The 20,016-nt window shown below is 75.4% G+C and carries 16 protein-coding genes and 3 pseudogenes; 4 read left to right on the forward strand and 15 right to left on the reverse strand.

Going from position 1 to position 20,016, the window contains the following annotated elements; translation table 11 throughout:
* Positions 1-113 precede the first annotated feature (113 nt).
* Together L6E17_RS25510 and L6E17_RS25515 are read left to right on the forward strand one after the other, a co-directional pair.
* Positions 114-929: an ABC transporter ATP-binding protein gene (locus L6E17_RS25510; protein WP_236243045.1), complete on the forward strand. Its 816-nt coding sequence runs from the start codon at positions 114-116 to the stop codon at positions 927-929.
* Entirely contained in the window at positions 926-2,575 is a 1,650-nt protein-coding gene (locus tag L6E17_RS25515; protein ID WP_236243046.1) for a transporter, read from the forward strand. Before L6E17_RS25510 ends, L6E17_RS25515 begins: the two co-directional genes overlap by 4 nt.
* Before the next feature lie 64 nt (positions 2,576-2,639).
* On the opposite strand, the gene L6E17_RS25520 is transcribed toward L6E17_RS25515, so the two are convergent.
* A complete protein-coding gene (locus L6E17_RS25520; RefSeq protein WP_236243047.1) occupies positions 2,640-3,518 on the reverse strand; it encodes an alpha/beta fold hydrolase in 879 nt (292 codons plus the stop codon).
* A 512-nt stretch (positions 3,519-4,030) separates the two neighbouring features.
* Positions 4,031-4,723: a metal-dependent transcriptional regulator gene (locus tag L6E17_RS25525; protein WP_236243048.1), complete on the reverse strand. Its 693-nt coding sequence runs from the start codon at positions 4,721-4,723 to the stop codon at positions 4,031-4,033.
* A 158-nt stretch (positions 4,724-4,881) separates the two neighbouring features.
* Here L6E17_RS25525 and L6E17_RS25530 point away from each other — a divergent pair, with 158 nt between their 5' ends.
* On the forward strand, positions 4,882-5,637 hold the full coding sequence (locus L6E17_RS25530) for an SIS domain-containing protein (RefSeq protein ID WP_236243049.1): 756 nt from the start codon (positions 4,882-4,884) through the stop codon (positions 5,635-5,637).
* A gap of 18 nt (positions 5,638-5,655) precedes the next feature.
* Here the strand turns inward: L6E17_RS25530 and L6E17_RS25535 are convergent, their stop codons facing one another.
* The 4 genes and pseudogenes from L6E17_RS25535 to pdxH all read right to left on the reverse strand — a co-directional run bounded on the left by L6E17_RS25535 (position 5,656) and on the right by pdxH (position 8,792).
* Entirely contained in the window at positions 5,656-5,871 is a 216-nt protein-coding gene (locus L6E17_RS25535) for a DUF397 domain-containing protein (protein WP_236243050.1), read from the reverse strand.
* Positions 5,852-6,100 (reverse strand): annotated as a pseudogene (locus L6E17_RS25540) (Scr1 family TA system antitoxin-like transcriptional regulator); the annotation flags it as partial. The pseudogene L6E17_RS25540 and the gene L6E17_RS25535, both read right to left, overlap by 20 nt.
* An 82-nt stretch (positions 6,101-6,182) precedes the next feature.
* A complete protein-coding gene (locus L6E17_RS25545) occupies positions 6,183-7,613 on the reverse strand; it encodes a PAS domain-containing protein (protein ID WP_236243051.1) in 1,431 nt (476 codons plus the stop codon).
* Positions 7,614-8,042: 429 nt separating this feature from the next.
* Complete coding sequence (gene pdxH / locus L6E17_RS25550) at positions 8,043-8,792, reverse strand: pyridoxamine 5'-phosphate oxidase (protein WP_374109142.1); 750 nt, start codon at positions 8,790-8,792, stop codon at positions 8,043-8,045.
* Between the two features lie 176 nt (positions 8,793-8,968).
* Here pdxH and L6E17_RS25555 point away from each other — a divergent pair, with 176 nt between their 5' ends.
* Positions 8,969-10,069 carry a citrate synthase 2 gene (locus L6E17_RS25555; RefSeq protein WP_236243053.1) on the forward strand — a complete coding sequence of 367 codons (1,101 nt, stop codon included), beginning with the start codon at positions 8,969-8,971 and terminating at the stop codon, positions 10,067-10,069.
* 167 nt (positions 10,070-10,236) lie between these two features.
* Here the strand turns inward: L6E17_RS25555 and L6E17_RS25560 are convergent, their stop codons facing one another.
* The 9 genes and pseudogenes from L6E17_RS25560 to L6E17_RS25600 form a co-directional block, all read right to left on the reverse strand.
* Positions 10,237-10,638 carry a DNA-binding protein gene (locus L6E17_RS25560; protein ID WP_236243054.1) on the reverse strand — a complete coding sequence of 134 codons (402 nt, stop codon included), beginning with the start codon at positions 10,636-10,638 and terminating at the stop codon, positions 10,237-10,239.
* A complete protein-coding gene (locus L6E17_RS25565) occupies positions 10,635-10,904 on the reverse strand; it encodes a type II toxin-antitoxin system CcdA family antitoxin (protein ID WP_236243055.1) in 270 nt (89 codons plus the stop codon). Before L6E17_RS25565 ends, L6E17_RS25560 begins: the two co-directional genes overlap by 4 nt.
* Before the next feature lie 40 nt (positions 10,905-10,944).
* Positions 10,945-11,541, reverse strand: a complete 597-nt coding sequence (locus L6E17_RS25570; RefSeq protein WP_236243056.1) for a TetR/AcrR family transcriptional regulator — start codon at positions 11,539-11,541, stop codon at positions 10,945-10,947.
* Positions 11,529-12,262 (reverse strand): annotated as a pseudogene (locus L6E17_RS25575) (enoyl-CoA hydratase family protein). Before L6E17_RS25575 ends, L6E17_RS25570 begins: the two are co-directional and overlap by 13 nt.
* Before the next feature lie 22 nt (positions 12,263-12,284).
* Positions 12,285-13,430 carry an acyl-CoA dehydrogenase family protein gene (locus tag L6E17_RS25580; protein ID WP_236243057.1) on the reverse strand — a complete coding sequence of 382 codons (1,146 nt, stop codon included), beginning with the start codon at positions 13,428-13,430 and terminating at the stop codon, positions 12,285-12,287.
* Between the two features lie 182 nt (positions 13,431-13,612).
* Positions 13,613-15,486 (reverse strand): annotated as a pseudogene (locus L6E17_RS25585) (biotin carboxylase N-terminal domain-containing protein); the annotation flags it as partial.
* 11 nt (positions 15,487-15,497) lie between these two features.
* Entirely contained in the window at positions 15,498-17,096 is a 1,599-nt protein-coding gene (locus tag L6E17_RS25590; RefSeq protein WP_236243058.1) for a carboxyl transferase domain-containing protein, read from the reverse strand.
* Positions 17,093-18,763: an acyclic terpene utilization AtuA family protein gene (locus L6E17_RS25595; RefSeq protein WP_236243059.1), complete on the reverse strand. Its 1,671-nt coding sequence runs from the start codon at positions 18,761-18,763 to the stop codon at positions 17,093-17,095. The genes L6E17_RS25590 and L6E17_RS25595 overlap by 4 nt, the downstream gene beginning before the upstream one ends.
* The gene (locus tag L6E17_RS25600; protein ID WP_236243111.1) at positions 18,760-19,632 is read right to left on the reverse strand and encodes a maleylpyruvate isomerase family mycothiol-dependent enzyme; all 873 of its coding nucleotides are present in this window, start codon (positions 19,630-19,632) and stop codon (positions 18,760-18,762) included. The genes L6E17_RS25595 and L6E17_RS25600 overlap by 4 nt, the downstream gene beginning before the upstream one ends.
* Positions 19,633-20,016: the final 384 nt, after the last annotated feature.

Genomic DNA, 20,016 nt, shown 5'->3' on the forward strand with positions numbered 1-20,016 from the left:
CAGCGACCGCCGAGGACTGCCGGATGATCCACCTGTGACCGTACCCGTCGGTACGTAAGCTGGCCCCCGTTCACGTGGACGCACACCGACGGGGAAAGCGAGGGGCACCGACCATGCCCGAGCAGCAGAGTGAAGACATGGCGGGTGGAGCGCCCGGGGCGGCGCCGCCCGCCGTCCGCGTGGAGGGGCTCTGGAAGCGCTTCGGCGCCCAGGTCGCGGTGGCCGGGGTGGACCTGACGCTCCCCGCGGGCAAGTTCGTCGGACTGGTGGGCCCCAACGGCGCGGGCAAGACCACCACCCTCTCCATGATCACCGGCCTGCTGCGCCCCGACCAGGGCCGGATCGAGGTCGCGGGCCGCGACGTCTGGCAGGACCCGGCGGCGGTGAAGGCCAGGATCGGCGTCCTGCCGGAGGGGCTGCGGCTCTTCGAGCGGCTGTCGGGCCGCGAACTCCTCGCGTACACGGGCCGGCTGCGGGGCCTGCCGGGTGCCGAGGTCGACAAGCGGGCGGCGCAGCTGCTGGACGTCCTGGACCTGGCCGGGTCCCAGCACAAGCTGGTCATCGACTACTCGACCGGCATGCGCAAGAAGATCGGCCTGGCGGCGGCGCTGCTGCACAACCCGGACGTGCTGTTCCTGGACGAGCCGTTCGAGGGCGTCGACCCGGTGTCGGCGCAGACCATCCGCGGCGTGCTGGAGCGCTACACGGCCTCCGGTGCCACGGTGGTCTTCTCCAGCCACGTGATGGAGCTGGTGGAGTCGCTGTGCGACTGGGTGGCGGTGATGGCGGCGGGCACGATCCGCGCGCACGGCACCCTTGCGGAGGTCCGGGGTGATGCCCCGACGCTCCAGCGGCGGTTCCTGGAGCTGGTGGGCGCCGAGGGCCGGGACGCGGGCGCGTCGCTGGACTGGCTGGGCGGTGCGCGATGAGCACGCAGACGGTGTCCGCCGCCCCGCGCCCTTCGCCCTCCGCCCCTGCCGCCTCCTCCGCGTCGCTCACCGCGACCCTGGTGCGCCTGAAGCTGTCCCTGCTGCGCAACGGGCTGCGCCAGTCGTCGGGCAGGACGGCGGCCTTCGTCGTCTCCGTCGTGTTCGCGGTGCTGTTCGCGGCGGCGCAGCTGGTCGGTCTGCTGCTGCTGCGCGGCACGGACGCCGCGGCGACGGTCGCGGTGCTGTCCCTGGCGGTGCTGGGGCTGGGGTGGGCGGTGATGCCGCTGTTCTTCCCGAGCGGTGACGAGACGCTGGACCCGACACGTCTGGTGATGCTGCCGCTGCGGGCGGCGCCGCTGGTGCGGGGGCTGCTGGTCGCCTCGCTCGTGGGGGTCGGGCCGCTGTTCACCGTCTGCGCGGCGGTGGGCGCGGGCCTGTCCGTGGCGCACGGCGCCGGAGCGGTGGCACTGGCCGTGCCGGCGGTGCTCGTCGCGCTGCTGGTGTGCGTGGCGCTGGCGCGGGCGGTCGCCGCGGCCAACATCCGGCTGCTGACCTCCCGCAAGGGCCGGGACCTGGCGCTGCTGAGCGGCCTCGTGGTCGCGGTGGGGATCCAGGTGGTGAACTTCGGCGCGCAGCGGCTGGGCGCCGCGGGCACGGGCCTCGCGCCGCTGGAGCCCGCGGCGGCCGTGGCGCGGTGGGTGCCGCCGGCGTCGGCGGTGGCCGCGGTGGATTCGGCGAGCCGCGGCGCGTGGGCCCAGGCGGCGGCGCAGCTGCTGCTGTCGGTGGTGGCGCTGGGGCTGCTGCTCTTCTGGTGGCAGCGGAGCCTGACGAAGCTGATGACCGCCCCGGACGCGTCGACGATCGCGGCGGCCGGGGGCGCGGCGAAGCAGCGGGGCGGGCGGGCCGGCGGCCTGTGGCCGGAGGGGCGTACGGGCGCGGTGGTGCAGCGCGCCCTGCGGTACGCCTGGCGGGACCCGAAGACCAAGTCGGCGTGGGTGACGTCGCTGGTGCTCGGCCTGATCATCCCGCTGTTCAACGCCGTGCAGGGGGCGGGCACGATCTACTGGGCGTGCTTCGGCGTGGCGATGCTCGGGTTCCTGATGTTCAACCAGTTCGGCCAGGACACGTCGGCGTTCTGGATGGTCGCCCTGACCATCTCGTCGCCGCGTGACGCGTACGAGGAGCTGCGGGCGCGGGCGCTGGCGCTGCTGGTGGTGAGCCTGCCGTACGTGACGCTGGTGACTGCGGTGATGGCGGCGGTGCTGGGCGACTGGGTCGCGCTGCCGGGCGCGCTGGGCCTGTCGTACGGGCTGCTGGGGTCGCTGGTGGCCCTGGGGGCGCTGAGCTCGGCGTTCTTTCCGTACTCGATCCCGCAGGACAGCGCGTACAAGAACGCGGCGCCGGGGCAGGGCGCCCTGGCGTGGATCTCGATGGGCGCGGCCTTCGTCGGCATGACGCTGCTGACGGCGCCCGTGGCGGGCCTGCAGGCGTGGACCGTCCTGTCCGGCCGGCCGTCGCTGGGGTGGCTCGTCCTCGTCGTGGGGGCCTCGTGGGGCGCCCTGCTGGCGTGGGCGGGCCTGCGGTGGTCCGCCACCCGCACGGCGGCCCGGCTGCCGGAGATCCTGACCGCCGTCAGCAAGGCCTGACGCCGCGGGTCCGGCCCGCCTCCCGGCCCGCCTCCCGGTGCGCCGGGGCGGGCCGGGGCGGGGGTCAGGCCAGACCGGCGGTCTCCGCCAGGAAGGGTTCGATCGCCGCGCGCCACGCCTCCGGCTGGTCGTAGTGGAGGTAGTGGCCCGCGTCGGGCACCTCGGCGTAGCGTCCCTGCGGCAGGACCCGCACCATCTCCTGGGCCTCGGCGCGCCCCAGCTCGCCGTCCAGTCCGCGGACCACCAGGGTGGGGCACGCGACCTGGGCGAGCGAGTCCCAGTGGGCGTCGTGGACCCAGGTCTCGCGGGCCGCCAGCATCTGCTCGGGGGCGAACACGGGGCGCCACCCGTCGGCCGACTCGGCCATGACCTCGGCGAAGTACGCGCCGCGCGCGGGGTTGGGCCGCTCCACCCGGGGGTCGTCCTCGCCGAACCACTTGCGCACGTCGGCCAGTGTCGCGAAGGGCACCGGCCAGGTGCGGAACCAGTTCTGCCACTCGCGCTGGGAGGCCGCGCCGAGCGCGGAGGCCCGCATGTCGCTGATGACGAGGGACCGCACCAGCTCGGGGCGGTGGGCCGCGAGCTGCCAGGCGGTGAGCGCGCCCATGGAGTGGCCGACGAGGGTGACAGGGGCGAGGCCGAGGTGCTCGATCGCCGCCGCCGCGTCCTCGATGTACGCCTCGCGGGTGTACCGCCCGTCGGCGGGCTTCGCACTGTGGCCGTGGCCCCGCTGGTCCAGCGCGACCGCGCGGAACCGCTCGGCGAGCCAGCGGGCGGTGGTGGCCCAGTGCCCCGCCCGTCCCATCAGCCCGTGGAGGAGTAACACGCCGGGTGCCGGGGCCGTGCCGCCGTCGTCGGCGCCGGGGCCCTTGGGCGGCTCGGCGAACTCCCACGCCACGAGGCGTACGCCGTCGGCTCCGGTCAGGTCGACGCGTCGCACCATGTGACCAGGCACCCCCTTCTGTCCCGCTCGGACATCCCTGCGCGCAGACTATCGAACGCACATTCGAAAGCACGGATCCCGGCGGCAACACCGCTCATTCGAGTGACCCCGCTCAAGGGTTGACCCGCGCCGCCGAGGGGAGATCTTCACCGGGAGGCGGACCACTCGGGGAGAACGGTCCGACGGGAATGACCCTGGGAGCTCGGGGCTCCGGGTCAGCACAGGGGAGGTCGGGTCCCGGTGCCGGGTGACGGCACCGGGACCTTCTCCGTCTCGGGGGACCCGGCAGCCTCCGGGCACGGCGGACCGCGGCGCGGACGCCCCGGGCACAGGGGCGCGCTTCGACGCGGACAGCGGCGGGCGCATCGGCGCTGCTCCCCTCCCCGGGCCCCGTACCGCAGGGCCCCGGCTCGCGCACAGTCAGGACGGATGCCTGGAGCAAGCGTGGCACGCGCCGGAGACCGGCGCTGCCATTCCGCGTGAATGGCCCTTTCGAGTGGCGGGCCGGGCCGTCAGCGCTTGGCCACGAACACGTGGGACGCCACGTCGGCGCCCAGCTCGGCGGCCTCGCCGCCGCTGCCGACCAGCACCCCGCCGGGCGACTCCGTCACGCTCACCACCGCTCCCGGCTGCACTCCCGCCCGCCGCAGCGTGTACATGAGCTGGGCGTCCGTCTGGATCGGCTCGCCGATCCGCCGGACGACGACGGTCTTGCCGCCGGTGCCGGGGTCCAGCTCGGACAGCGACACCATGTTCTCGTCGAGGAACGGATCCGCCTCGCCCTCCTCGCCGAGCTCCTCCAGCCCCGGGATCGGGTTCCCGTACGGCGACTCGGTGGGGTGCCGCAGCAGCTCCAGCACACGGCGCTCGACGGCCTCGCTCATCACGTGCTCCCAGCGGCACGCCTCGGCGTGGACCTGCTCCCACTCCAGGCCGATGACGTCGACGAGCAGGCACTCGGCGAGCCGGTGCTTGCGCATCACGCGGGTCGCCAGCCGGCGCCCCTCCTCCGTCAGCTCCAGGTGGCGGTCGCCGGCCACCGTGACCAGCCCGTCCCGTTCCATCCTCGCGACCGTCTGGCTCACCGTCGGACCGCTCTGGTCGAGCCGCTCCGCGATACGGGCACGCATCGGGACCACACCTTCCTCTTCCAGTTCGAGGATGGTGCGGAGATACATCTCCGTCGTGTCGATCAATCCGGACATACGTGCCCCTCCGTGCGTGTCATGCAACCTGCGCGGCCCTCCACCAATTGTGGCGCATGCCGCCGACAACCGTGCCCGGTGCGGAAACCCCCGGTATTGACAGCGCAATGGTCCAGACCGCACCGTGATCCGCGACACAGAGAGAGGGAGCGACAGCGATGGGCGACGGCAATCTGGCCGGTCAGTTCTTCGACGCGGCGATCGACCTGCTGCGGCGGGCGCGGGACGAGGAGGCGCAGCACGTCGCCGCGGCGGGGGCGGCCGTCGCCGAGACCGTCGCCTCCGGCGGGCGGCTCTTCGCGTTCGGCGCGGGGCACTCGTCCCTGCCCGCCCAGGACGTGGTGTACCGGGCCGGCGGCCTGGCCCTGATGAACCTGCTCGCCGTGCCCGGCGCGGTCGGCGTCGACGTGGTCCCCGCGCCGCTCGGCTCCGCGCTGGAGCGCGTCGACGGCCTCGCCGCCGCCGTGCTGGACTCCTCCCCCGCGCGCTCCGGCGACCTGCTCTTCGTCATCTCCCTGTCCGGCCGCAACGCGCTGCCCGTCGAGATGGCCCTGAACGCCCGCGCCCTCGGCCTCACCGTCGTCGGCGTGACCTCCGCGGCATACGCGAAGGAGACCCGCTCGCGGCACGCGTCGGGCACCTTCCTGAAGGACCACTGCGACATCGTCCTCGACTCCAAGATCGCCGTCGGGGACGCGGAGCTGACGCACGAGGGCGTCGACGCCCCCTTCGCGCCCGCCTCCACGGTGGTCACCAGCGCCCTCATGCAGGCCGTGATGGCCACCGCCGCCGAGGAGCTGGTGCGCCGCGGGATCGAGCCGCCGCTGCTGCGCTCCGGCAACGTCGACGGCGGCCACGAGTGGAACGGCCGCGTGATGGAGCAGTACGCGGACCGCATCTTCTACCGGCGGTAGCCGCCGCGGGTACGCCCGTCAGGCGCCGAGGCGCCCCGCCTTCAGGGCGGCGACGAACGGCACCCAGGCGGGGGCCCGCACGACGAGTGCGGGCCCGTCGGGGTCTTTGGAGTCCCGGACGGGGACGACGCCGGGCAGACCGTCGGCCACCTCGACGCAGTCGCCGCCGGTGCCGTTGCTGTAGCTGGACTTGCGCCAGAGCGCGGCGCTCACGTCAATGCCGGTGTGTGCCATTTCGGAAATCCTCTGCCGCTTCCTCGACCATGGCCAGGGACGCCTCAGGCGGCAGTGCGGCGGCCCTGAGCAGATCGTACGACTCGCGGTACAGGCACACGAGCCCTGGATCGTCGATGAGTTGGCCGCTGTGGAGGCCCTCCGTGTACACGACGGGCGGAGCATCCCGGAAAGTCATCAGCCGCGCGGAACCCATCATGAACGGATGCGTGGAAGCGGAGCTCGACACGACCCGCGCTACGCGCGACCACTGCTCCGCGTGATGGTTTCGTCACTCTTCGCGCGGGCGAGTGGGGGTTCGTAGCCCCCGGTCAGCAGGCGGACTGCGCCAGGTCCACCGACGCGGCGACCCGCGCGGCCACGCTCTCCGCGTACGCCGTGTCCGGCCGGGCGAAGGCGGGCCGCGGCGCCGCGCGGAGGAACGTCACCACGCCCAGCGTCCGGCCGCGGCTGCGCAGGGGCGCGCACAGCGCGTGCGCCGCGTCCCCGGGCCACTGGCGCTCCGCCGCCCACCGGTCGGCCGCACCGGCCCGGCCCGCCGCCTGCGACCAGGCGCTGACCCGCACCGCGCCCGCGCGGTCCAGGGCCCGCAGCGCCGGGTGCCCTGCGCGGTACGGCACAGGGAGGCCCGCGCCCGGGGTCCGCGCGACCGGGCCGAGGGCACCGGAGGGGCTCGCGGCCACCCGGACCAGGCGCCCCTGAGGGCCGGTCGCCAGGTCCAGCAGCGCCGAGTCCGCGAACCCGGCCAGGGCGAAGTCCAGGTGGACCGTCGCCGCCTCCATCGGGTCCTCGCACTCGGCGGCCGCGCCGCCCGCCCGGTGCAGCTGCCCGGCGCGGAACCGCAGCCGGTCGGCGTCCTGCTCGGCGAGCCGCTCCCCCGTCACGTCCTGGAACAGCCAGGCCACGCCCAGCGGGGCCGGTTCCTGCGACAGCGGCGTCTGCAGCCGCACGAAACCGCTGCGCCAGCAGCGCCGAGCCTCGCCGTCCGCGGTGCGGACGGCCACCCACAGGTCGGCGGGCGGCCGGGGCCCCGCGTCCTCGACGAGGGCGTGCTCCAGCGCCGCCTCCACCTGCTCGACGCCCTGCAGGAGCACGTCGCCCAGCGGGCGGCCGAGCAGGGACGTGCGGGTCCGGCCCAGCGCCCGCGCGGCCTGCGCGTTCACGACCGCCGGGCGCAGGTCGGCGTCCACCATGACCAGGCCCCAGGGCGCGTCGGCGAACAGGGCCTCGCTCAGGGCGACGGACCGCTCGAAGTCCAGCTGGGTGTGCACCTCGCCGAAGGCCCAGTACGCCCCGGCCGGCCGGCCGTCAGCGCCGCGCACGCCCGCCGACTGCACCCGCACGAGGACCCGGCCGCCGTCCTTGCGCAGCAGCGCGCACTCGTGCACCCGGCGCTCCGGGGTGCTCGCCATGGCGGCGGCGAGCCGGTCCGCCACGCCCGCGGCGTCCGCCGGGCGCACCGCCCAGCCCGCCAGGCCGCTGCGCCCGACGGCCTCCTCGGCGGGCCAGCCGAGGATCCGCTCGGCCTCGCGGTTCCAGTGGGTGACCGTGCCGTCCGCGTCGAACGCGCAGAGCGCCGCGTCCATCCCGTCGAGCAGCGTGGCCAGCAGGTCGGCGCCCGCCCGCCCGATGTCCGGGCGGGCCCCGGCGCCCGCGCCTCCGTCCGCGCCCGGGTCCCCGTCCGGACCCGGGGCCGCGTGCGTGCCCGTGTCCGTATCCGTACCGCCGCCGGACGCACTCATCCCGGACCCCCTGCAAGGACGTGTCCTCACGTGCAACTGCACGTGCCCGGCCATTCAACCGTCACCGTGACCCAGGACACACGCGGTTCGCGAAATTCGGTTGTGGCGGCCGCGGCGCGGTTCCTATCGTGGCGGCACACGAGAGAGGAGGTGATCCGAAAGATGGTTATTCGGATGCGTGAGGTGGCTGCGGGCTGAGGCCTGTCGTCACATGGCGGCAGGCCTCCTGCCGTACATCCCAGCAGTCACCGACCCGCGGGCCCGTCGGCACATCCGGCCGACCTCCCCTTGCGCAGCAGGGGAGCACCGGGCCCGCGGGTTCTCTCATGTCCGGGCGCCTACGGCGCGGGACGCATCCGGCCCGGGACGCATCCGGGGCGGGGCGGCAGACGCGGCACCGACCGGTACGGCCGGTCCGGGCGCGGCGCGTCAGGGGGCCAGGCGCTCGACCCGCCAGCCGCGCTCCCCGTCGCGGACGTACCGCAGCCGGTCGTGCAGCCGGTTCTCGTGGCCCTGCCAGAACTCCACCGCGTCCGGCACGACGAGGTAGCCGCCCCAGTGCGGCGGTACCGGCACCTGCTCGCCCTCCGGGTAGCGGGCGGCCAGCTCCTCGTACGCGGCGAGCAGCTCCGCGCGGGAGGCGATGACGGACGACTGGTCGCTGGCCCAGGCGCCGAGCCGGGAGCCGTGCGGGCGGGTGCGGAAGTACGCCGCGGTCTCGTCGCGGCCGACGCGGGTGGCGGTGCCGGTGACGACGACCTGGCGGGCGATCGGGTGCCAGGGGAAGAGCAGCGACGCGTACGGGTTGGCGGCGAGCTCGTGCCCCTTGCGGGACGTGTAGTTGGTGAAGAAGACGAAGCCGCGCGCGTCGTAGTGCTTCAGCAGGACCGTGCGGGACGAGGGGCGGCCCTCGGGCGTGGCGGTCGACACGACCATGGCGTTCGGCTCGTGGATCTCGCGGCTCTCGGTGGCGTCCCCGAACCAGCGGGCGAACTGGTCCATCGGCGCGGCGGCGAGGTCCTGCTCGCACAGCTCGGCCGTGTGGTACTGCTCGCGCATCGGCGCAGGGTCCGGTGCGGCGTCCGGTGCGGCTCCGGATCCGGAGGCTCCGGCTTCGGAGGCGGGATCGAGGTCGGATTCCCGGGCGGCTGGATCGAGAGCATCGGTCACACCGCCCATCCTGCCGCAGCAGGTGAGTGTGCCCGGCGCTCAGGGCGGGTAATCCTCACCGTCCGGAACGGCGCACTGTGCCTGATGTCACGCTTCCCCGCATCGGGGGAACCCGACAGACTCGTGGGCTGGGTCACTGTTCCCTTCACACATTCCGCAAGGACACCACTACGAGGAGCCGCCAGATGTCCGACTTCGTACCCGGGCTCGAAGGAGTCGTCGCGTTCGAGACGGAGATCGCCGAACCGGACAAGGAGGGTGGCGCCCTCCGCTACCGCGGCGTCGACATCGAGGACCTGGTGGGCCAGGTGTCCTTCGGCAACGTCTGGGGCCTGCTGGTGGACGGGGCGTTCGACCCGGGCCTGCCCCCGGCCGAGCCCTTCCCCATCCCCGTGCACTCGGGCGACATCCGGGTGGACGTCCAGTCCGCGCTGGCGATGCTGGCGCCCGTGTGGGGCCTGAAACCGCTGCTGGACATCGACGCCGAGCAGGCCCGCGAGGACCTGGCGCGGGCGGCGGTCATGGCGCTGTCGTACGTCGCGCAGAGCGCGCGCGGGCAGGGCCTGCCGATGGTGCCGCAGAGCGAGATCGACAAGGCGCAGTCGGTGGTCGAGCGGTTCATGATCCGCTGGCGCGGTGAGCCCGACCCCAAGCACGTGAAGGCGGTCGACGCCTACTGGACGTCGGCGGCGGAGCACGGCATGAACGCCTCCACGTTCACCGCGCGCGTCATCGCGTCGACGGGCGCGGACGTGGCGGCGGCCCTCTCGGGCGCGGTGGGCGCCATGTCCGGGCCGCTGCACGGCGGCGCCCCGTCGCGGGTGCTCGGCATGATCGAGGAGATCGAGCGCACCGGTGACGCCGCGGCCTACGTGAAGCAGGCCCTCGACAAGGGCGAGCGCCTCATGGGCTTCGGGCACCGCGTGTACCGCGCGGAGGACCCGCGCGCCCGCGTGCTGCGCCGCACCGCGAAGGAGCTGGCCGCGCCGCGCTTCGAGGTTGCGGAGGCCCTGGAGAAGGCCGCGCTGGAGGAGCTGCACAACCGGCGCCCGGACCGGGTGCTGGCGACGAACGTGGAGTTCTGGGCGGCGATCGTGCTGGACTTCGCGGAGGTCCCGGCGCACATGTTCACGTCCATGTTCACCTGCGCCCGCACGGCGGGCTGGTCGGCGCACATCCTGGAGCAGAAGCGCACGGGCCGCCTGGTCCGCCCGTCGGCGCGGTACGTGGGCCCCGGCCCGCGGGACCCGCGCGAGATCGCGGGCTTCTCCGGCATCGCGGGCTGAGCCGCCGGTGCCCCCGACGGCACCGGCCGCCGGGGGCACCCGCCCGCCCCGAGGCGCGCCCCGCTTCCCGGCGGGGCGCGCCTCCTGCGTGTGCGGCGGATGTGCCTGCGGTGGTGCGGGCGTGCGCCCCGTCTGCGGCACCGGGGGGAGCACACGCCCGCGCCGGGTCACAGGCCGATGAGCCCGACCTTTCCGCCGCACAGGCGGGACATGTCGTCGACATCGGACGTCAGCATGACGACCGGACCGGGCTGCCGAAGGGCCATCTCCGCGACGGTGGCGTCGATGGCGTACTTGTGGCCGTGCAGACCGGCACCCTTCAGCAGGCGGGCGGCAGCCCTGGCGGCCTGCTCGGTGACCGGTTCCACGCGTACGCGGGAGAGGACCCAGTCCAGGCGGCGGGCGTTCACCCGTGCGTGCGTCACCTCGATGATCGTGTTCGCGCCGACCACCGGATCGGCACCCAGCTCATAGAAGGCCTGGAGCAGTCCGGCGATCTTCCGGTCCTGGGCGATCCAGCCGGACAGCCCGGCGGAATCCAGGACCAGGGTGCTGACCGCGTCCCTCATGCAGCCCTCGCTTCGCCCCGGGGGCCGTCCGCCGACGTGTCGGGACGCAGCGCGGCGTCGATCACCGCGCGCGCCTCGGCGAGCTCGGCTTCGGTGAACTCGCCGTGCTCGTCCTGGTAGCGCCGCAGTTCCTCGCCCATGAGTTCGCGCCGGATGTGGCGGGCCACGGCTTCGGCGACGTAGGCGGACACGTTGTCCGTCATCTTCTTGAGCTGCTCGACGTGCTCGGTGGGCAGCGTCACCGTGATTCTGGTGGTCTCGGCCATGCCCACCACGATACGCATACCACCGGTATGCAGATACGTTTCAGCCCAGGGCCTCGTCCAGCAGCCGCGCCCACTGGGCGACCACGCGGCGGCGGCGGGCCGAGTCGTCCGTCAGCAGGGTGGCGAGGCCGAGGCCGCGGGCCATGTCCAGGAGGCCCTGGACCGTCTCCCGTACGCCGGGGCGGGACTCGTCCGCGCCGAGCAGCTCCACGGCCATGCGGTGGGCCTCCCGGCCGACGCGGGCCTCCAGTTCGGTGACGCGGGGCCGCAGCTGGTCCTCGCCGGAGGCCGCCACCCACAGGTGGAGGGCGGCCCGGAACAGGGGGCCCGTGTAGAGGCCGACGAGCCCCTCGACGACCTCGGTGCGGCTCCTGCCGTCCAGGGCGCGCAGCGCCTCGGACCGCTCCTCCGCCACGTACTCGACCGCCGCAGTGAAGAGGTCCTCCCGGGTCGGGAAGTGGTGCTGGGCGGCGCCCCGCGAGACCCCCGCGTGCTCCGCCACCACCGAGACCGTGGACCCCGCCCAGCCGCGTTCGGCGAGGCAGGCCACCGCCGCCTCCAGGAGCCGCCGCCGGGTGGCGCGGCTGCGGTCCTGCTTCGGGGCGCGGGCGGCGGTCGCCTCGGTCAGATCACCCATGCGGGGTCCCGTCGTTCTAGGAAGGCCGTCATTCCCTCGCGCGCCTCCGCCGAGGCGAACAGCGACGCGGAGCGCCGCACGAGAGCGTCCGCGTCGCGCTCGAAGGTTGCCAGCACCCTAGCCGCCACCAGGGCCTTCGACGCCGCAAGGCCCTGGGGCGAGGCCCGCCGCAGGGCGTCGAGCACCGGCCGCAGCGCCTCGTCGGCGTCCTCGGCCGCCGCCGTGGCCAGCCCGATCCGCACCGCCTCGGCCGCGCCGAACCGCTCCCCGGTGAGGTAGTACCGGGCCGCCGCGCGGGGGTCGAGGCGCGGCAGCAGGGTGAGCGAGACGACCGCCGGGGCGAGCCCCAACCGCACCTCCGTGAGGGCGAAGTCGGAGCGCTCCGACACGACGACGACGTCGCACGCGCCCAGCAGCCCCAGGCCCCCGGCCCGCACGTGCCCGTCGACGCGCGCCACCACCGGCTTCGGCACCTCCACGACGCGCCGCAGCAGCGCCACGAACGCGTCCGGGTCCGGGGCGCCGCCAGGTCCGCGCCCGCGCAGAACGTCCCCCCGGTGTGGGTCAGCACCACCGCGCGGACGGCGGGGTCCCCGGCGCAGTCCGCCAGCGCGTCCGCGAGCTCCGCGACCAGCGGCGCCGACAGGGCGTTGCGCGTGCCGGGGGCGTCGAGGGCCAGGGTGGTGACGCCCCGGTCGCGGGTGGTCCTCAGCAGGGTCATCGCGTTCGCCTCCTCCGGCGGGTCAGTACGACTTGGGCAGGCCGAGGGTCTGGTGGGAGACGTAGTTCAGGATCATCTCCCGGCTCACCGGCGCGATGCGGGCCACGCGGGAGGCGGCGATGAGGCGGGCCAGCCCGAACTCCCGGGTGAGGCCGTTGCCGCCGAGGGTGTGCACGGCCTGGTCCACCGCCTTCACGCACGCCTCGGCGGCCGCGTACTTCGCCATGTTGGCGGCCTCCCCCGCGCCGAGGTCGTCCCCGGCGTCGTACAGCGCCGCCGCCTTGCGCATCATGAGCGCGGCGCACTCCAGCTCGATGCGGGCCTGGGCCAGCGGGTGGGCGATCGCCTGGTGGGCGCCGATCGGGGTGCGCCACACCTGGCGCTCCTTCGCGTACGCCACGGCACGCTCCAGCGCGTACCGGCCCATGCCCAGGGCGAACGCGGCGGTCATGATCCGCTCCGGGTTCAGCCCGGCGAAGAGCTGGAGGAGGCCCGCGTCCTCGTCGCCGACGAGCGCGTCCGCCGGGAGCCGCACGTCGTCGAAGACCAGCTCGAACTGCTTCTCCCGCGCGTCGAGTTCCATGGGGATCGGGGTGCGGTGGAAGCCGGGCGCGTCCCGGTCCACCACGAACAGGCAGGGCTTCAGCCTGCCGGTGCGCTCGTCCTCGGTGCGGCCCACGACGAGCGTGGACTGCGCGATGTCGACGCCCGACACGAAGACCTTGCGGCCGGTGAGGGTCCAGCCGCCGGGGGTGCGGCGGGCGGTGGTGGTGATGCGGTGCGCGTTGGAGCCCGCGTCGGGCTCGGTGATCCCGAACGCCATGGTGCGGGAGCCGTCGGCCAGCCCGGGCAGCCAGCGCCGCCGCTGCTCGTCCGTGCCGAAGCGGGCGATGACCGTGCCGCAGATCGCGGGCGACACGATCATCATCAGCAGCGGGCATCCGGCCGCGCCCAGCTCCTCCAGCACGAGGGACAGCTCCGTGACCCCGGCGCCTCCGCCGCCGTACGCGGCGGGCAGGTTCACGCCCAGGTAGCCGAGGGCTCCGGCCTCGGCCCACAGGGCGTCCTGGTCGCCGCCCTCCCGGTGCTTGCGCCCGAAGGCGGCCACGGCGGCGCGGAGGTCCTGCTGCTCGGGGGTCTCCAGGACGGCGGTGCGGATGGCGGTCATGCGTCCTCCTCCAGTACGGGCTGCACGGGGTGTACGGGCTCCGGGACGTGCGGTTCGCGCTGTACGGGCTCCGGTACGGGCCGCGCGGGCTGTCCCGGCCGCCCGGGCGGTTCGGTCTGCTCCGGCCGCCCGGGCGGTTCGGCCTGTCCCGGCTGCACGGGCTGATCCGGCTGCGCGGGCTCCGGTACGGGCTCCTCGGGCCGGACGACGGCGAGCAGCGCGCCGTGCTCGACCTGGCGGCCGGGCGCGGCGTGGAGAGCGGTGAGGGTGCCGGAGGCGGGCGCGGTGACGCGGTGCTCCATCTTCATGGCCTCCAGCCACAGCAGCGGTCGGCCCGCTTCCACACGGCAGCCCTCCGCGAGGCCCTCGGCCAGGCGGACGACCGTGCCCGGCATGGGCGCGAGGAGGGAACCGGGGGCCGTGCGGGGGGCGGGGTCGGCGAACCGCGGCCGGGGGGTGAGGCGGTACGCGGCCTGCGGGGTGTCGACGTACACCGTGCCGTCGCCGTACGACGCGACGCGGTAGGGCCGCACGACGCCGGACAGCTCCAGGCGGACCAGGCCGGGCTGCGCCGACACGACGCGGACGCCGGGGTGGTCCGGGAGCGTGTAGCCGCCGCGGGTGCGGTGGTAGCGGACCTCGTGCCCGCCGTACGCCTTCGTCTGGGGCTGCGACGGAAGGTTCCGCCAGGCCCCCGGCCCGGGGCGGCCGGCGGCGTCCGCGAGGGCCGCGGCGACGGCGGCGTACTCCTCGCCCGGCGGCGGGCCGGTCAGCTCGGGGAGCACGCGGTCGTAGAACCCGGTGTCGGCGCGGCCCGGCCGGGTGAAGTCCTCGTGGCCGAGGGTGCGCACGAGCAGGTCGCGGTTGGTGGCCGGGCCGTGGACGCGGGCCCTGCGCAGGGCCGCCGCCAGGGCGCGCACGGCCTCCTCGCGGGTGGGGGCGTGGGCGACGGCCTTCGCCAGCAGGGCGTCGTAGTGGACGGTGACGGCGTCCCCCGCCTCGTAGCCGGTGTCGACGCGGACGCCGTCGACGTCCAGGGCGTGGACGGCACCCGTCTGCGGGGCGAAGCCGCGGGCCGGGTCCTCCGCGTAGAGCCGGGCCTCGACGGCGTGCCCGGAGGGAGCGGGCGGGCCTGCCGGGAGCCGGGCGCCCTCGGCGACGCGGAGTTGCAGCGCCACCAGGTCGATGCCGTACACCGCCTCCGTGACAGGGTGCTCGACCTGGAGGCGGGTGTTCATCTCCAGGAAGTGCGGCGTCCCGTCGGGCGCGACGAGGAACTCGACCGTGCCCGCCCCGGTGTAGCCGAGGGACCCGGCCGCGCGGACGGCCGTGTCCTGGAGTGCGGCGGCGAGCCCCGGCGGCAGGCCGGGGGCGGGCGCCTCCTCGACGACCTTCTGGTGGCGGCGCTGGAGGGAGCAGTCGCGGGTGCCGAGCGCCCAGACGGTGCCGTGGGCGTCGGCGAGGACCTGCACCTCGACGTGGCGGCCGCCCTCGACGTACGGCTCCGCGAAGACCTCGTCGTCGCCGAACGCGGAGCGCGCCTCCGCGCGGGCCGCCTCCAGGGCCGCGGGCAGCTCCGCCAGGTCCCGCACCACGCGCATGCCGCGCCCGCCGCCGCCCGCGGCCGCCTTGACGAGGACGGGCAGGTCGGCCGCCGTGAGCGCGGCCGGGTCCAGGGGCGCCACGCCCATGAGCTTCTTCGCGCGGGTCTTGGACGCCATGGCCTCGATGGCGTCCGGGGCGGCCCGACCCAGGTCAGACCCGCCGCCCGCACCTCCCGGGCGAAGGCGGCGCTCTCCGACAGGAAGCCGTATCCGGGGTGGACGGCGTCGGCGCCCGCCGCGAGCGCGGCCCGCACGAGCAGGTCGCCGCGCAGGTAGGTCTCGGCGGGGGCGGCGCCCGGCAGCCGCACGGCCGCGTCCGCGAGGCGCACGTGGCGGGCACCGGCGTCCGGGTCGGAGTGCACGGCGACGGTGGTGATGCCGAGGTCGCGGCAGGTGCGCAGGACCCGGCAGGCGATCTCGCCGCGGTTGGCGACGAGCAGCGAGGTGATCATGTCGGTGCCTCTCACATCCGGAACACGCCGAAGCCGCCGCGTGCGCCTTCGACCGGGGCGGTGTGGATCGCGGACAGGCACAGCCCGAGGACGGTGCGGGTGTCTCGCGGGTCGATGACGCCGTCGTCGTACAGCCGCCCGGACAGGAACATCGGGAGCGACTCGGCCTCCACCTGCTGCTCCACGAGGGCGCGCAGGGCGGCGTCGCCGTCCTCGTCGTACGGCCTGCCCTTCGCGGCGGCGGACTGGCGGGCGACGATCGACAGGACCCCGGCGAGCTGCTGCGGGCCCATGACGGCGGACTTGGCGCTGGGCCAGGCGAAGAGGAAGCGGGGGTCGTAGGCGCGGCCGCACATGCCGTAGTGCCCGGCGCCGTAGGAGGCCCCGAGGAGGACCGACAGGTGCGGGACGCGGGAGTTGGCGACCGCGTTGATCATCATGGCGCCGTGCTTGATGATGCCGCCCTGCTCGTACGCGGCGCCCACCATGTAGCCGGTGGTGTTGTGGAGGAACAGCAGCGGGATGTCCCGCTGGTTGGCGAGCTGGACGAACTGGGCGGCCTTCTGGGACTCCTCGCTGAACAGGACGCCCCGGGCGTTGGCGAGGACGCCGAGCGGGTAGCCGTGCAGCCGGGCCCAGCCGGTGGTCAGCCCGGCGCCGTACAGCGGCTTGAACTCGTCGAAGTCCGAGCCGTCGACGAGGCGTGCGACGACCTCCCGCGGGTCGAAGGGGGTGCGCAGGTCGCCGGGGACGATGCCGAGGAGCTCCTCCGGGTCGTACCGGGGCGGTGCGTACGGGCCGGGCGGCGGGTGCGCCTTGCGGTGGTGGAGCCGGGCGACGATCCGGCGGGCCTGGCGCAGGGCGTCCGGTTCGTCGAGGGCGTGGTGGTCGGCGAGGCCGGAGGTGCGGGCGTGCATGTCGGCGCCGCCGAGGGACTCGTCGTCGGTCTCCTCGCCGGTGGCCATCTTCACGAGGGGCGGCCCGCCCAGGAACACCTTCGACCGGCCGCGGATGACCACGGTGTGGTCCGACATGCCGGGGATGTAGGCGCCCCCTGCGGTGGAGTTGCCGAACACGACGGCGATGGTGGGGATCCCGGCAGCGGACAGCCGGGTGAGGTCGCGGAAGAGCGCGCCGCCGGGGATGAAGATCTCCTTCTGGGAGGCGAGGTCGGCGCCGCCCGACTCGACGAGGGAGATGACGGGGAGCCGGTTGGCGAAGGCGATCTCGTGGGCGCGCAGGGCCTTCTTGAGGGTCCAGGGGTTGGAGGCGCCGCCGCGTACGGTCGGGTCGTTGGCGGTGATCAGGCACTCGACGCCCTCGACGGTGCCGATGCCGGTCACGAGGGACGCGCCGGTGGTGTGGTCGCTGCCCCAGGCGGCGAGCGGCGACAGCTCCAGGAACGGCGTGTCGGGATCGAGGAGCAGTTCGATCCGCTCGCGGGCGAGGAGCTTGCCGCGGGCGCGGTGCCGGTCGGTGTACTTGGGGCCGCCTCCGGCGAGCGCCTCGGCGTGGGCGGCGGTCAGCTCGTCGAGCCGGGCGAGCATGTCGGCGCGGTTGCGGACGAAGTCGGGGGCGGCGGTGTCCAGCGCGGAGGCGAGGACGGTCACAGGAGGACCTCCGGGATGTCGAGGTGGCGGGCCCGCAGCCATTCGCCGAGCGCCTTGGCCTGCGGGTCGAACCGGGCGCGGGCGGCGGCGCCTTCGCCGAGGAGGCCGGTGACGGTGAAGTTCAGGGCGCGCAGGTTCGGCAGGACGTGGCGGGCCACGGGCAGCGGCCGCGTCTCGGGCAGCAGCTCGCGGAAGCGGTCGGCGGTGAGGGTGTGGGCGAGCCACCGCCAGGCCGCGTCGGTCTCGGCCCACACCCCTACGTTGGCGTCCCCGCCCTTGTCGCCGCTGCGGGCCCCGGCGACCCGGCCGAGCGGGGCGCGGCGGGTGGGGCCAGGCGGCGGGGGCGGCGGCAGCGGCGGCTCGGGGACGTGTGCGGGCTGCGCGGTGCGGGCGGGGTGCGGGAGGGTGAGGCGGCGCCCGTCGGGGAGGACCGCGGTGTGGGTGACGGAGTCGCGGGGCACGTAGCGGGCCTCGAAGACGCCGTACGGGGCGGGGCGGCCGGGCGGCGCGGTGACGTGGAAGCCCGGGTAGGAGGCGAGGGCCAGCTCGACGGCGGCCCCGGTGACGGCCCGGCCGACGGTGTCCGCGTCGGGGTCGCGGACGACGAGCCGGAGCAGGGCGCTGGCGGTCTCCTCGGTGCCGGCGTCGGGGCGGTCGGTGCGGGCGAGCTCCCAGCGGACGTCCGCCACCGGCGCGAGGGCGTCGGCCATCTGCTCCCGTACGAGCGCGGCCTTGGCCTCGACGTCGAGGCCGGTGAGGACGAAGACGGCCTCGTTGCGCCAGCCGCCGAGCCGGTTGACCCCGGCCTTGAGCAGCGGCGGGGGCGGCTCGCCCCGTACGCCGCTGATCCTGACCCGGTCGGGCCCCTCCCGGGTGAGGCGGACGGTGTCGAGGCGGGCGGTGACGTCGGGCCCGGCGTAGCGAGCGCCCGCCGTCTCGTACAGGAGCTGGGCGGTGACGGTCGACGTGGTGACGGCGCCGCCCGTGCCCGGGTGCTTGGTGATGACGCAGCTGCCGTCGGCGTGGACCTCGGCGAGGGGGAAGCCGGGGCGGCGCAGGTCGAAGCGGCGGAAGTCCGGGTGGTTGCCGCCGGTGGCCTGGGCCCCGCACTCCAGGACGTGCCCGGCGACGACGGCCCCGGCGAGCGGGTCGAGGTCCTCGGGGCGCCAGCCGAAGTGGGCGGCGGCGGGCCCGCTGACGAGGGCCGCGTCGGTGACGCGTCCGGTGACGACGACGTCGGCACCCGCGTCGAGGCAGGCGGCGATCCCGGCGCCGCCGAGGTAGGCGTGCGCGGCGAGGGCGCCCGGCGGGAGGGGCAGCCGGTCGCCTTCGACGTGGGCGACGCGCAGCCCGGTCAGACCGAGCCGGGCCGCGAGGCCGCGCAGGGCGGCGGCGAGTCCCGCGGGGTCGAGCCCGCCCGCGTTGGCGACGATGCGGACGCCCCGTTCGCGGGCGAGGCCGAGGCACTCCTCCATCTGCCGCAGGAAGGTGCGGGCGTAGCCGAGGGAGGGGTCCTTCAGCCGGTCGCGGCCCAGGATCAGCATCGTCAGCTCGGAGAGGTAGTCCCCGGTGAGGACGTCCAGCGGGCCGCCGGTGAGCATCTCGCGGACGGCGTCGAAGCGGTCGCCGTAGAAGCCGGAGGCGTTGCCGATGCGCAGGGGGGTCACCGGGTCTCCTTCCGGGGGGCGCGGTCCTCGCCGGGCGGCCCCGCGAACGCCTGCGCGATGTCGAGCCACCGGTCGGCGTCCGGCCCCGCCGCGTGCAGGGCCAGGTCGGCTCGGTGGGCGCGGCGGGTGACAAGCAGGCAGAAGTCGAGGGCAGGCCCGGTGACCCGCTGCGGGGCGTCCGGCGGCCCGAAGGCCCAGGTGGCGGCGGAGTCGGGCGCTTCGAGCTCAACGCGGAACTCCTCGGCGGGCGGGGTCAGCCCCCGTACGGCGGACTCGGGCGCTTCGAGCTCGACGCGGAACTCCTCTGCGGGCGGGGTCAGTCCCCGTACGGCGAAGGCGTAGTCGCGGGCCCGTACGCCGATCCATGCGACGTGCCGCAGCCGCGCCGTCGGGGTGCGGACGGCTCCGAGGGCGTCGGCGACGTCCTGCCCGTGGGCCCAGGTCTCCATGAGCCGGGCGGTGGCGAGGGCGGTGACGCTCATGGGCGGCCCGTACCAGGGGACGCGGGTACCGGGCAGCAGCGCCCGCAGGGCGTCCTGGAGGCGGGCGCGGGCCGCGCGCCACCGCTCCCGCAGCGCGTCGGGCGGCTGCGCGGCGAGGGCTGCGGCGGCGGCATCGACGAACGTGCCGGGCGCGGCCGCCGCCTCGGCGACGTGGCCGGCGAACGCCTCCGGGTCGGTGGCGGCGAGCAGCGCGGCCTCGTCGGTCCACGCCAGGTGCGCGATCTGGTGGGCGACGCTCCAGCGGGGCGCGGGGGTGGGCGCGGCCCACCGCTCGGGCGGCAGCGCGGCCACGAGCCGGTCGAGCGCGTCGCTCTCGTCCCGCAGGTCGTCGAGGACACCGCCCGGCGCGCGGGCGGGTTCGGACACGGACACGGTGTGCTCCCTCCGGGGCGGGCCACGTCGGCGTGCGGTGGGGAGCATGGCAGCGGAAGCAGAAACAATCAAGCATGCTTGCTTGAATTTTGCGGACGGGCGACCGGGACGCGGGGCGGCTGCGGTGGCCGGGCTTTCGGGGGCGGTGGGGGCGGCTGCGGGGGCCGGGCTTTCGGGGGCGGTGGGGGCGGCTCCGGGGGCCGCGCTTCCGGGGGCCGGGCTTTCGGGGGCCGCGCCCTCGGGGGCCGGTGGGGGCCGGACCTTCGCGGGCCAGGGCGGGGCCGGTGGGAGCGGCTGCGGGCAGCACGTTATCCGGCGCGGGGGCACGCCTTCGGGGGCTGGGCGGGGCGGTACGAGTCAGCACGTATCCGGCGCGGC

The sequence above is a fragment of the Streptomyces sp. CC228A genome (assembly GCF_021390935.1).
Lineage (GTDB): Bacteria > Actinomycetota > Actinomycetes > Streptomycetales > Streptomycetaceae > Streptomyces.